At 34.4% G+C, this 14,180-nt stretch carries 8 protein-coding genes; 7 read left to right on the plus strand and 1 reads right to left on the minus strand.

What is annotated here, in order from left to right:
- Positions 1–55: 55 nt before the first annotated feature.
- The gene (locus CKF59_RS03540; RefSeq protein ID WP_119534605.1) at positions 56–5,113 is read left to right on the plus strand and encodes a two-partner secretion domain-containing protein; all 5,058 of its coding nucleotides are present in this window, start codon (positions 56–58) and stop codon (positions 5,111–5,113) included.
- A 258-nt stretch (positions 5,114–5,371) separates the two neighbouring features.
- Here the strand turns inward: CKF59_RS03540 and CKF59_RS03545 are convergent, their stop codons facing one another.
- Positions 5,372–6,796 carry a YjiH family protein gene (locus CKF59_RS03545; protein WP_119534606.1) on the minus strand — a complete coding sequence of 475 codons (1,425 nt, stop codon included), beginning with the start codon at positions 6,794–6,796 and terminating at the stop codon, positions 5,372–5,374.
- A 405-nt stretch (positions 6,797–7,201) separates the two neighbouring features.
- Here CKF59_RS03545 and tpiA point away from each other — a divergent pair, with 405 nt between their 5' ends.
- From tpiA to CKF59_RS03575, 6 genes are all read left to right on the plus strand, one after another.
- Positions 7,202–7,975 carry a triose-phosphate isomerase gene (tpiA, locus tag CKF59_RS03550; RefSeq protein ID WP_119534607.1) on the plus strand — a complete coding sequence of 258 codons (774 nt, stop codon included), beginning with the start codon at positions 7,202–7,204 and terminating at the stop codon, positions 7,973–7,975.
- Between the two features lie 408 nt (positions 7,976–8,383).
- On the plus strand, positions 8,384–9,322 hold the full coding sequence (locus tag CKF59_RS03555) for an ABC transporter permease (protein ID WP_119534608.1): 939 nt from the start codon (positions 8,384–8,386) through the stop codon (positions 9,320–9,322).
- The gene (locus CKF59_RS03560; protein ID WP_119534609.1) at positions 9,309–10,238 is read left to right on the plus strand and encodes an ABC transporter permease subunit; all 930 of its coding nucleotides are present in this window, start codon (positions 9,309–9,311) and stop codon (positions 10,236–10,238) included. Before CKF59_RS03555 ends, CKF59_RS03560 begins: the two co-directional genes overlap by 14 nt.
- A gap of 7 nt (positions 10,239–10,245) precedes the next feature.
- Positions 10,246–11,349, plus strand: coding sequence for an oligopeptide/dipeptide ABC transporter ATP-binding protein (locus CKF59_RS03565; protein WP_119534610.1), 1,104 nt, complete (start codon positions 10,246–10,248; stop codon positions 11,347–11,349).
- 366 nt (positions 11,350–11,715) lie between these two features.
- The gene (locus CKF59_RS03570) at positions 11,716–13,083 is read left to right on the plus strand and encodes a hypothetical protein (protein WP_119534611.1); all 1,368 of its coding nucleotides are present in this window, start codon (positions 11,716–11,718) and stop codon (positions 13,081–13,083) included.
- Position 13,084: 1 nt separating this feature from the next.
- Positions 13,085–13,906, plus strand: a complete 822-nt coding sequence (locus CKF59_RS03575) for an ATP-binding cassette domain-containing protein (RefSeq protein WP_119534612.1) — start codon at positions 13,085–13,087, stop codon at positions 13,904–13,906.
- The last annotated feature ends 274 nt before the right edge of the window (positions 13,907–14,180 follow it).

The following is a 14,180-nucleotide window of genomic DNA, read 5'->3' on the forward strand; positions in this document are numbered from 1 at the left end:
TGAAAGTTTTTTATAAAAACTAAGTCAGCATCATATACTTTTGAGACTTACCAGCATGAATCGTAATTTTAAATTAAAGTTTAATCGTCGTACTTTATCTTTAGATGCAGTATCGGAACTGGCAACCAGTGCTGTAGCACAAAGTACCTCCTCTCCACAAACCTCACAAACTGTTAAATTCCTGTCTTCATTCTTAAAACCTAGCCTTGTGGCATTATTAAGTATTACTACCCTTGGGATGAGTTTCGCTCAACCAGCTCGTACAGGCATGGACGTGATTCATGGACAAGTACAAACTCTTGTTGAGGGAACAGTAACAACTTATACCACGAAAGCTAATAGTATTATTAACTGGCAAACGTTTAACATTAAAGAGCATGAAATTGTAAAATTTTTACAAGAGCATGCTAATTCAACGGTATTAAATCGTGTGCTAGGTGGTAATGTTTCACAGATTTTAGGGCAATTACAATCTAATGGTAAGGTATTTATTGTTAACCCTGCGGGCATTGTCTTTGGAGCAAAAGCTCAAGTTGATGTCGCTGGTTTAGTGGCTTCGACCTTAGATCTGAGTGATGAAGATTTTCTGCAAGGAAAATATGTTTTTAATCAAAACAAAGACGCTACTATTGCTTCGGTATTAAACCAAGGGGTAATTAAACTCAACCAAGATGGAACTCTAGCTTTAGTTGGGGGACAGGCGATTAATACTGGTGTACTCGAAGCTAAAAATGGGACGGTATACCTGTTAGCGGGACAGTCAATTACGATTCAAGATCTTGAAAATCCATTAATCTCTTATAAGGTTACCGCAGAAAACCAAGCTTTAAACCTTGGTAGTATCTTTAGTAAAAATGCGGTATTACTCGCAAATAAAGTAGCTCATGGCAACCAAAATTTTGTTGATCTTGTGAGTGAAACAGACTCTGCAACCCAAGCAACAATTAATGCTCAAGGTGAAGTATTACTCTATGCAGGATCAACTGCTGAGCAAGTACAAACGACCGCAGATACTCAAGCTCAAGTACAAGGAAGACGTAATGGTCTAGTTGTGCAAGCGGGAACAATTCAAGGTCATAACACTCAGAATACAAGTGCTCAAGGGCAAGCCCAAGCTTCTAAAGTTCAAGTTTTAGGGGATGCAGTAGTTGTAACTGCTGAGGCTAATATTGTCGCTCAAGAAGTAAATCTTGGAGGCGATCTCCAAGGTCAAGGACAGGTAAAACTAGCAGCTCTGACTCAAGTGCAAGCGGGTGCAACTATAGATGTATCTCGCTCGCAAGGAGATGCGGGAACAGCGATTGTTTGGGGGGATCGTAACTATGTAGCGGGTACATTCCAAGCTCAAGCTTTAGAGGGTAAAGGTGGATTTGTTGAGACTTCAGGGAAAGAGTTGCATCTTGGCGAAGACTTTACCATTAACGCCCAAGGAACTGCAGGCAAAGGGCAGTGGTTATTAGATCCGGAGAATTTACATATAGTTAATTCTACGGTATACGAAGAACAAAAAGGTAAAACTGGTAGTGCAACGAAAGCGATTAGTCTTACTGATGGTAATTATGATTACACTACTGATAATACCGAAACCTATCAAGATTCTTATCTATTAGATAAACAAGTTGAAACTGCTCTTAAAGAAGCAAATGTTACTTTAACCGCAACGAATAATCTTAGTGTTACTTATGCAGATATTAATGCTGCTTATGCTGCTCAAGAATCTAATTATGGAGTGGATGGAGCAAATGGAGCTTTAAGTTTAACTGCAAATAATATTAGTATTACTAATTCTTCAGTACATACAAGACACATTAACTTAAAAGCACATAATAATGTGACTATTACTTCGAGTAATTTGAGTACGACTTCAAATTTATCGATTGCCGCAAATAAAACTATTACCGTAACCGGAGTAGATAATAAGTTAGATGGTTATACGGTTGCAGTTTTATCCAAAGATGATTTAAGTCTAACTAATGTTACAACTAAGGCTGGACAGAAACAACCTGCAGGTGTAACTAATGTAACTTCGTTTAATCTTAATGCAAAAGGTAATCTTAGCTTAACTAATGTTAGTGTGAGTGTGAACTTTGGGCAGGTAAGGATCACTTCAGAAGGTCATAAACTAGAAGTTACTAATTCTACCTTACAAAATAATTGGCAAGAAGTAATGCTTCATGCAATTGGTTATTATGGTACTGAGAGTAAAAATTCTACTGTTGGTGGTGAACTTACGGTAACAGGGACAACTATTGATGTACTCGTAAACTATTATCTTAAAGGCGGGCAAGTTACGATTAAAGATTCTAAGTTAAAGAATCAAGAAGAAACAACTAAAGCAAATCAAAGTACTATTTCAGTAATAGGAGATGGTCCTGTTCGTTTAGAAAATTCAAGTTTATCTACTACTTCTAATTTACAGTTTGATAATAATAAGTCTGGAGATTTTATATTCTTAAATTCAACTGTTAGTGCTCAAGGAATTGAAACTATTGGTTCTAAAGGACTTAAATCATTAGAAGTTACAAATTCTAGTTTTAATAGTAAGTCTAGTGTACGTATTGGAGTAGAAGGTGATATTACTTTAAAAGGTGCTACTTTTGAATCTAACAACTTTAATTTAATTTCATCAAATGGTAAGATCTCGATTGGTGAAGAAAAAGAAAGTAATGGTAAAGTGATTCCGAGTAAGCTTGAAGCTAAAACAGGAAATGCAAATATTAAAGCAGAAAAAGAAATTTCTTTAGGTAATGCAGAAATCTCTAGTAGCAGTGGTTGGACTAGTAACTTAAGTATAGATGGTAAGAAAGTTGAATCGGTTGGTACAGAATCTAAAAATGTTTCTTTATCAGGGAATAATGTTAGTTTATTAGGTAAAGAAGGAATAGCTTTAGATAATGTTTCAATTAATGCTACTAGATCTGTATCATTGAACTCTTCAGCTGGAGCTGTTAGTTTAATTGGATCTTCTGTAAAAGCTGATAATGTAACTGCACAAGCTGATAGTGGACAGGTAACGGTAAAAGATAATAAATTAGATGTAGCGACTTGTTTAACTTTAAATGGTACTAGCTATGATTACCAAGGAAATACTGGTAAGAATGCTGATAAAGCTAAGGTAAATGGTCAAGAAACAGCACAATCTCCATCTCCAAAACAAACAGATGAAGAGAATGTGCAGAAAGAAGCAACAACATCTAATGATCAATCTACAGCTTCTCAAACTTCACAAGATTCAGCTCAAGATAGTAAAGTAACCTCTGATACTAATGACAATCTTGAAAACAAATCTAGTGAAACTGACGGTTCTCAAACTTTAACTCAAGAAACTGAATCTGATGTAGAATCTAAAGATTCATCTGAGAAGAAATCGGAAGTAGAGTCAGAAAAAGGAGAGCAGCCAAGTGCTGAAAGTACAACTGGATCTACTAGTGAAAGTTTAGAAGCAAAATCTTCTAGAGGTAGTGCAGAAACTTCAAATTCGAATTCTCAAGAGCAACAAGTTGCTCAAGTAGAATCAAAAACAGAGGTTCAAGAACCTGCAAAAGCTGAAGCTCAAGTTCAAGAAGAGTCTAAATCTGAAGAAGGTAAAAAAGAATCTGATACTTCTTCTATTCAAGAATCTGAATCTAGAGACTCATCATTAACTGATGGTAATTCTGAAAAGGATACTACAGAAACGGAAACTCCGAAAGAAGATACAAAACTTTCAGAAGAGCAAGCTGATACTCCTCAAATTCAAGGTGAAGAAGAGAAAGCAGGAGAAACTGAAGTTAAACAAGAAGAAGTTACAACTGTAGAATCTCAATTAGACTCATCTGCTAATGAAACTAAAGAGGCTAAAACTTCAGCTGATACTCAAGATTCAACTCTTCCAAAATCTGATGCAGAAACTCCTATAGAAGAAAAAGCTGAAGAGAAAGAAGAAAAAGCTCCAGTTTCTGAGCCAGCTTCTCTGACTCCAGCAGATAATGCTACAGATCAAGAAGATAATAAAACTGCAGAAGAAGGTTCAGCTCAAGCAGAACTAGAGCAAACAGAACCTAAACAAAAAGATCAAGAAGAGGAAGCAAAATCTCAAGAAGATCCTCAAGTTCCAGTAGCTCCTGCGGAAGATGAAACTGCTCAAGTTCCATCTGCAGAAGAAAAACCAGCTTTAACTCCTGAAGTTCCAAATTCTTCACAAGATGATGAACAAAAAGATGAAGCTAAGGAAGATACGCTTCCTAGTCCAACTACAGATTCGAAAGAAGATTCTAAACCTGCTTCAACTGAAGAACCTGTAGGTAAAGATGAGATTACCAAAACAACTCCTGAAAAAACTATTATCATAGAAGATCTTTCTGACGAGCAAGAGAATCAAGCTACAGGAACAGAAGATAGTAAACCAGTTGCAGATGCTTCTACAGATAGTAGTGTAGATGTACCTCAAGACGCTCCTGCTTCTGAAGAAACTGCATCAAAATCTTCTGAAGAAGCAAAAGAGCAAGAGCCTCAAGCTCCACAGGATACCGCTCAAGAAACTCCAGAGCAAGATTCAGCTTCTCTAGTTCAACCTGTTGAGAAGGAAGATAACAAACAAGAGGTGGATATAGACGTTTCTCCTACAAAAGAGGAACAAATACCAATTACTCCTGAATCTGTTGCAGAAAAACCATCTCTACCACCAGTAGCTGAATCGCCAGTTGCTAATGAGGATAATAATTTAGGAGTGGAAGCTAAACCTCTTCCTAAAGAGCCTCAAGCTCAGGTACCTGAAGCGGTTAATGGGATTCCAGTGCTGTTATTAAGACAGGGAGTTGAAGATGACAGAGAACGTAATCTGAACAATTGGTTAGTAAGACAACCTGAAGTTAAAGCTTTACCTACGCCACCAGAGAATCATCAACCTCTAGTGGTAAAAGGAGAAGATATACCTTCAGTGTCACCTGCTTCTTCAACGAATGAAACTATTTTCGTATTCTCAAGTTGTAAGGTAACTTCGAGTAGTGGACAAGCTGCTTTAAGTAATCTTGGAGTAAGTAGTGCGGATATGGGGTTAAGTTTAGGTGAGATTTCAGCTAAATATAATTTAAGTTCAGAAGCAACGGCTGCTCTTGAAGCTGAATGTAAATAGGAAGACTTTTCTTGGAGGATTTTTATTCTCAAGGAAAAACAAATTATTAGTTTATAATTAATTTAAATGATCTAAGCTCCCGTAAGGGAGCTTAGATCATTTAATGGTTTTATAAATAGTTTAATAATGGGAGAGGAGTATATTTTAACTTTATACCGTTAATTCTCATTGAATCTTAATCGTGATTTGAGAGTTTTATTGCAGATAGAGAATTGCCATTTTGATTTAGGATTTGAGGCTCTTTGAGATTCAAGCCAACTAATTAGGGAAAATCACTAATGCTAATGGAATAGTTACTATGAGAGCAATAAAAGTACGGATAAAGAAGATAACAATAATATCCCAGAAATTTCTCGTTAACTTAAATTGTAAAAGCAGTAAACCTATTTCTGAAAGATAAATTAGTTGAATAATACTTAATACCCCAATCACAAATTTTAAGGCTTGACTTGGATTATCGATAGTTGGCAATAAAGCTATAGGTAAATAGTTATCTGCTAAACTTGATAAGATTAAAGGAGCTGTTTGGTGTGCTGTTGTAGTACTAAAACCAAATAACTCAAAAACCCAAGCAATAGGTAAAGCCATGTATTCAAAAATTACAGGGAAGTAAGTAACTAAACATAAAGCTGTAGTTCCCCAACAAATAATTACTGGAGTTAAGTTAAAAACATAACCAATAATACTTGGGAATTTATTTAAAAAGTTGCTTTTGGTTAACTTACTATTACGTTCACAAGCTAGATTAAAAGCTTTAATCCAAGCAGAGTGATAAAGTTTGGCTGGATTTTTGTTACTTGGGACAGCTGCTCTTTGTCCAGCGTAGAATTGTTCTGCGGGTTCGGAGTTCTTAGTGCCGTTTACATAGAGGTCTTTATAACGATTTAAAGGATAAATTCTTACGCTAATCATCGCAATAATAATGCCTACGCCAGTAATGGTGCCAAAGAAAGTCCAAAAGTAATCCATAAAGCCAAGGTAAGTACATACTACAACAATCCATCCAATTGAAGAAATAGCAAAGGTAGTAGAAATAATTACCGCTTCTTTATGCGTAAAGTAACCTTGATCATAAAGCTGTTTACTAGAAATTACAGCCGCATTACCTGGAATAAGCCAAGCCGAAAGCATGCTTACAGAAGCTAAAGGAGAAATTTTAAAGAGAGGGCGAAGAACAAACCCGATTAACGTCCCTAAAAATTCCATAAAACCAAACTCAAGAATAAAAGTTTGGAAAAAGAGTATTGGAGCTACGAGAATTGCTAACTGCGTTGCTTGTTCGAGCATACTTTGTCCAGTGTTTTCTTGGATTAAGAATTCGGGACCGGTTTTTGTAAGCACGAGTATAGCAATCATTGCTCCTAGAGTTCGAAAGATAACATCTAAACCATTAACATTTACCATGTTGTAAATAGTTTTTGATTTGGTAAGAAACTTTGGTTTAAAAAAGTACTGTATTAAAGAAAGAACACTAGATAAAATACAGATAGCTGTAATCAAAGTGACAAAAAATGGTAAACCTAACCAGTTAATCACTTGTTTTAAATAGTAGAAAGTAATAGTGTCTATACTTTGATTTGCCGCAAAATGAAAGGGAACTACCATTACCACCAGACCAAAAATAGTTCCTAGGATAAAACTGATTAAGCGCCAAGGAGTTATATAGTTTTTTTGAATATGCATAAGCAAAAATTTAATTTAAAAAGTAAACAATATCTGGTGACCTAAGTCGACACGGTATTATACTATTTTTTGTTCTTGGGAAAATATTTTTCTTTAAAGACCATGAAAAGCACTCAAGAACTTAAGTTGTAAGAGTTTATTCAATCTAATGATAGAGGTATTGGATTTAGTGTCAGTTTGTTAAAAACTGTGATACGTTTTTGCTTTATTTTCATAGATCTTAGAGAAAATATGGAGATTTTTCACAAAAAGTTTTAGTTGTTTTACAGGAGTGAGAGGTAAATTTAGGAAAAAACCTAATCTGTTAGCGACATTTTCTTGAGGAAATTAAAATCGTTTTTTTAAAATCAGTTTTTAAATGGTATAATTAAGCAAAAGTTTTTTATAAATTTAGGAGTAAGACTAATGTCAACAAAACGTCGTCCACTTGTAATGGGTAACTGGAAATTAAACGGTTCTAAAGCGTTTACAACTGAATTATTAACTGCATTAAAAGCTGAATTAGCAGATAGCCCAGCTTGTGATGTAGCTGTTGCAACTCCAGCATTATACCTAGCACAAGCTACCGACTTAGTAGCTGGTTCACAAATTAAAACTGGAGCACAAAATGTTGATGTGCATGTTTCTGGTGCATACACAGGTGAAACTTCAATCGAACAATTAAAAGATTGTGGTGCAACTTATGTAATTATTGGTCACTCAGAGCGTCGCCAATATCACCAAGAAAGTGATGCTTATATTGCAGAAAAATTTGCGGTAATTAAACAAGCTGGTTTAGTTCCTGTTTTATGTATTGGTGAAACTGAAGAAGAAAACGCAAATGGTCAAACATTTGATGTAGTTTCACGTCAAATTGATGCGGTAATTAATCACAATGGTATTGAAGCATTCAATGGTGCAGTAATTGCTTATGAGCCAGTATGGGCTATAGGTACAGGTAAAACAGCTACTCCAGATCAAGCACAAGCTGTACACAAATTTATTCGTGAACACTTAGCGAAATTTGATGCTGCAGTTGCTGAACAAACAATTTTACAATACGGCGGTTCTGTAAATGACGCTAATGCTGAAGCTCTATTTGGTCAACCAGATATTGACGGTGCTTTAGTTGGTGGTGCAAGCTTAAAAGCTGGTGCATTTGCTGCAATTGTAAAAGCAGCTGCGAAAGTAAAAGCTTAATTGCGAGATGACTTTACGTTACCTTCTAATTTTTATTTAACTATTTTATATATTCAAACCAAACCCGAAAAGGTTACGTAAGGTTAAACTCCTTTACTCCAAAGCCTAAGCTCATTTGAGCTTAGGCTTTAGTAATTTGAGGTTAATATCCTTGATGATGCTTTTTTCTTTAGTACTTTGTGCTTGTTTTGTTAAGATTTTATTTTTGTTTTTTGAGAGCTTTAGATTGCTTAAGATAACTGAAGGCAGTAATGATGATTTGATCTTGAGTTAGCTAGTTGATTTAGGTTTTTCTTAAAAAAGATCAGCAAATTAATCACAAAATAAGAAAATAGCTTCTTTGCTTTTTGGGGAAGTTGCATAAGTAGTTGTATAATATAACTAGTTTTACAACAGAATTTTTAATGTATGTTAATAACTCGTATTTTTGAGCGAATCTTTTCTTTAATGGTATGGCTCATCCTTATGAGTATCTTAGGGTTTTTTGTTGCCTCTTGGCAAAATCCATTTATTCCGTTAAATATCGAGAGTTGGTGGCGTTTTGTAGTGAGTACGCTTACAGGAAGTTATTTTTATTATCATCCTATGTATACTGCACCGATTGTGAAATTAATCATAACTACCTTAGAACTAGTAACCATTGCTACGGTATTTAATTTGCTTCTCTCGTTACTCTTGGTAACTTTTACCATTAAATTAGAAAGAGTCGGAAAAATCATTTATCAGTTTTTTACGGTAGTAAGAGTAATACCTTTTATTGCCCTCCCGTTATTATTTAACCAAGCTTTTACCGATAATAATATCGCTAGTACTTTACAAGCTCTGGATGATGTGAATTATGGATATTTTTCCAGTTCTCGTCTGTGGTTAATTTTTACGGGTGAAGGTTTTTCGGGATCACGTTTAACCTTAGTCTTTAATTTTCTTTTAATTGCCTTAACTGCCTCTTACTACATTTTGCCACATACTTATGTGGTGGTTGCTCGAGCAACCAATCAAATTCTCAACTATAGCTATGTAAAAAGTGTGAGTAAACGTTGGTCTTCGTTTTATATTATGCGTAAAGCGGTATTTCATCGTTTAGTACCTACAGTTTGTCGAGAACTCCCTCTAGTGCTTTCGACTTTCTTTTTCTTTGTTTGTAGTTTGGAATATATTTTTAATTGGCGAGGAATTGGCAGTTTATTTATTGCTTTAATGCAAAATCGAGATAAGTTTGCTATAGAAATTGGCGTTATTATTTTTTTAGTGGGTAGTGGTTTGATCTTAATGCAGTTTGCCTTAACCGCTTTTGGTAATATCTATGATTTAAATCAGCGTAAGGAGTTACCATATGAAGCCGATTAGTAAAATTTGGGACAATCTCGTAAAAAAACTAAATCCATTAAGCTACTTAGGGCAAGGTCAAACTAACCGTAAAACTATTACTTTTCATGAATTAGTTTGTTTTATTATTATTTTTATTGCTCTTTTCTATTCTTTTTTTGGAGAGTTTTTAATTCACTTACCACTTCAAAAAGAAATAATTCCCGAACAAGTTGTTGCTCCTTTCGAGTCCTATGCTCATTTGTTAGGCACAGATGTTTATGGACGTGATTTGCTTGATGTGTTTCTCTTAGGGATTCATAAAAATTATCTTGTTGCCATAATTATTGTGCTAATAGATGCCTTCTTAGTTGTTCCTTTAGCTTTATTTTTAGGCTTTTACTTTCGTAAAGAAGGCTTATTACAGAGTTTGACAGCTCCCTTAACCATTTTTGTGAGCTTGTTTTATTACTTTGTTTTTAGTGCCTTATTTGGACCAACTTTATTTATAGCTGCTTTGGCAGTATGTTTACATATTTTTATCTATACTTTTTCTCGAGTATATCGAGATGTAGTCCAAGTAATGGATACTAAGATGGTACACTATTTTTTACTTGATGGAGCAAATTTTAGGCAGATTTTACGTTTGGTTTTATTACCTACGCTCATAGGTAAAATCTTCCGTTTACTGCGTCGAGCTTTATTATTAGTGGTAACTGAGTTAATTCTGATTGGTGTTTTACAATTAGGTGTAAGTCCTACTTCGGTATATTGGGGAAATGTCATGTACCAAGCTTGGAAATATCAAGCTCATGCTCCTTATGCCCTGTTGATTATTACCTCTCTCATTTCGGTTATCCTCTATGCTAGTTTTGTCATTTTTGAAGTAGGAGAAAACTTTGTTCGTGAGCGTATAGAGTTTAATCGTTATCGCCAAAAACAAAAAGTATCTTGGTGAGGAAGCTATGGCATTATTAGAAATTAGTAATTTAACTGTCACCATACGTGATCCTAATTCTGAGCTAGATGTACCTTTAATTGATAATTTTTCCATTAGTATTCAGGCGGGAGAATTTGTAGGTTTAATTGGTGAAACGGGATCAGGTAAATCAGTAATCGCTCGCATTCTCGGTGGTTATATTCGTCCTCATTGGAAAATTCAATGTAGTAGTTTTCGTTTAAATGGGCAAGAACTACTTATAGATACTTGTACTTTGGATACTAAACTTTTATCTGAGGTGGTGGGGGTAATAGATCAAGATCCTGCTAATGTTATTGATCCTTCACAAAAGATTTTACCGCAATTATTAGCACGTATGGATCTATGCCAAAGGTGGCGAGGTTTAATTTGGCGTAAACGCCAAAAACAACTTAAAGAAATTATTGATCTCTTTACCCGCATGGGGATTAAAGAACCTGAGCCAATTTTTAATGCTTATTATCAGGATTTATCACAAACCGAACAGCATTTAATGGCTATTGCTATGACCGTAGTTACTGAACCTTTAGTATTAATTGCCGACGAACCAACTACAGGGTTAAACTCAATTTCTACGCAAAGGGTACAGGCTTTATTTAAGCGCTTAAATGCAAATTTTAATAAAACGGTATTGTATTTAAGCAATAACTATCTTACGGTAAAATCTTTAACCCATTCTGCACATATTTTGTATTTTGGACAAGTGGTAGAAAGATTTTTTCATCTTAAAGAGATGAATCAAAAATTATTAAACTATGCTCATCATCCTTATACGCGACTATTTCTACAGAGTTTACCTGATTTTACGAGCAGTAAACTGATTTATAAGACGCAATTGTATGCAATTCCTGGACAATTACCAGAATTGAGCAATGTTCCGATTGGTTGTCGTTTTGGACCTCGCTGTGAATTTGCTCAAAAGAAATGTATGCAAGTGCCGAGTTTAGTTAGGGATCGAGAAAATGGGTTTAATGAGTTTGCTTGTCATTTTCCTGTAGATGTGATCGAAGCTGAAACTTTAGAGCAGATTAAAGAAGATCGAGAACGCTTAAAGCGGGAAATTGTATTAAAAATCCAAGAGGATAAATAAAAAATCGGACGCAAGTTCGATTTTTTTTGTTGGAAAGTCTTAGAAATAGTCTGCTTTACCTATATAATATAAGGGGATAATTAAGTGTTAACTCAAAGTAAAATTTAAGGTTAACTCAGAGTGTAATTAAGTGTTATCTTAGAGTACTATTGAGGGGTAACTCAGGAGACAATTAAGAGTTGTCTTTGAGTTAACGAGATACTTAATAAATAATTTATTTTGCCAGAGAGATTCTGCCATTTCTTGTTTTGTTTTCTAAGTTTAGAAAGCAAGTTAAAGATAGTTAATTTAGGACTCGAAATTTTTATTTTAAGTAAAAAGGAAGAGAAAGACGACCATTAGGATCAAGGATATATTGAGATTTTTATGTCAGAGAAAGAATTTAACGCAGAAGTTGCTAATCTTAATTGCAAAGTAGAAATGCAAGCTATTACCCAAGAATTAGAAAATCGTCTTGAAGCTGCTAATCAAGGTTATCAAAAGTATAATCTAGATGATCAAGGTAATTTTATTTGTTCTCAAATCACTTCTCCCGATATAAGTTCAGCTTTTGATCTAGAAGATGAGATGGAAACGATTAGTAGTAGTGGTGATGCTCAGTTAAATGAGTTTGTGACTTGGTTAGATAAATCGGTAACCCAAGAAGTAGAAGAGCAAGCGGTATATGCTCTAGTTCGTTTTAGTAATGAAATTGTAACTTTAAAGCAAAGTCTTAACTCTTTACTTCCAACCATTAACCGTGGGATTCTTATTACTCATCCGACCGCTGATGGTTTACAAGATGATGGTTCTTTACAGGTAGCAGCTGAATTTGTGCAACAAAATCCTGGCTTTAAATTAGTAATTTATCCTTATCCGGTATTTTATGAAAATCACCCGATTTATAATCAACCGGAAAAAATTAAGCGTGAAAATTATTTAGATGCTTACACTAATTATGCTTTAGAAGCTTTAAAAGAATTAGCGGTAAAAAATGGTGATCATGATCCATGGGTGTTTAGAGCGGATGCCGATCAAATTTATGATGCCGATTTACTAGCCCAACAACTAGAACAAATTCTTAAGGTTCCAAGTAATCATTTTAAAGTAAATTACTTTGTTAAATTAGATTTACACTATGAACCTGAATCAAATGAACTTTACTATTTACGTACGAAATTAAAATCAAGTAATTTCTTGGTAAAAGCTAAATATATTCGTGTAGGGATGGTAATTGAAAATAAAGAGCAAGCAACCTTAGCTAAGGAAGTGTATTTCTTTGAAGATCAAGAACATGATAAGTTTACCTTTAAGCAATCTTTAAAAGGTCTAGGGAATTTATTTAAATTCCGCTTTATGAAACAAGATACCAAAAACACCTTTAAAGCAGGGTTAAATCATCATTATCATGGAAGCATGTCGGATGCTCAAAGATATGCTCTGCATACTATGCGTGAAATTCCAGCGAATTATACAGGCTTTTTACATGCCGTACACTTTAAGTATTTAAAATACGTGCATAATGGTAATTGTGCAAAATTACCTTGTGGACTTTCTTATACTGATTTCTTAAACTCAGCGAGTTTTGCAGAGTTAAGTCGTAAAGCCCCAGAACTAAAACAAAGTCTACTCTTTAATAGTCCAGAGTTATTATTGAGCTATTGTCGTCATATGGATTTTCGTAAGGCTCATGAATTTAAAGCTTTACGTGACTTCTATGCTCAACTTCGTTTAAACGCTAAAGCACAAGAGTAAAATGGTAACGACAAAAAAACCAGCCGAAGTAATTTTAACCGTGAATCACTTATCGAAATCTTATTTAGATAATAAGCTGTTTCGTAAACGTCATCTTGTGGTCGATAAGGTAGATTTTAAGATTTATCGAGGTGAAATTTTTGGGATTACGGGGCATAACTCTTGTGGCAAGTCATCTTTAGCGAATATGTTAGTAGGACTAGTTGAACCTGATGATGGAGAAATTATCTTTGGTGAACATTTACTTAATTACCGAGATGTAAAATTTCGAAGAGAGCATATACGTTTAGCTCATACCGATATGGTCGCAAGTTTTACTTTGCCTCTCGATGTAAAAGAGTTCTTGAGTTTACCTCTACAATTAGCTGAAGTCCCGCTACAAGAACACGAGCGGATAATTATGGAGACTCTAAGCTTTTTAGAAGCTCCGGTAGATTTAAATAATAAACTTTTATCACGTTTAAATAATCAAGAACAGGCTTTAGTTTGTTTAGCTCATAGTCTAATCTTACAACCTGAAATTATTATTGTTGACGATATCTTTGCTACTTGCGATCTTTCGTTTAAGGGGGTATTAGTAAATATTCTCTTACGTTTACAAGAGCGAGGGCAAACGGTAATTCTCATTACTGCCGATCTTGGCATTATTAAACATCTTACCGATAGAGTAATGATTTTACAGGATGGAGTAATTGAGGATCTCGGAAAAACTTATGATATCTTAACTCATAGTCAAAATGAGTTTACGAATCGTTTAGTAAAAAGTTATTTTGGACGTCAATTAAAATCAGCAGATTGGCTTTTTAGTTTTAAAGAGTTTTAAAATAGGATCTCCGTGTGGAGATCCTTATTTGTATAAGATTATATGTTATGAACTAAGATATAGAAAGTTTGAAGTTGTAAATAAATATATAATTAGAACGATTTGAATAAATTTTTACTAAGATTGATTATCTTTGATAAAGTAATTTGAATACTTGTATAAAGTTCGCGAATAAGTTTCAAATATTTAAGAAGTATGGATTATTGCTAAATAGTTAAGTGATTGATAAGAAATAAATTATTTAGTTTTAATTCTTAACAAAATAACTATAAGT

The organism is Psittacicella gerlachiana (assembly GCF_003585965.1).
GTDB lineage: Bacteria > Pseudomonadota > Gammaproteobacteria > Enterobacterales > Psittacicellaceae > Psittacicella > Psittacicella gerlachiana.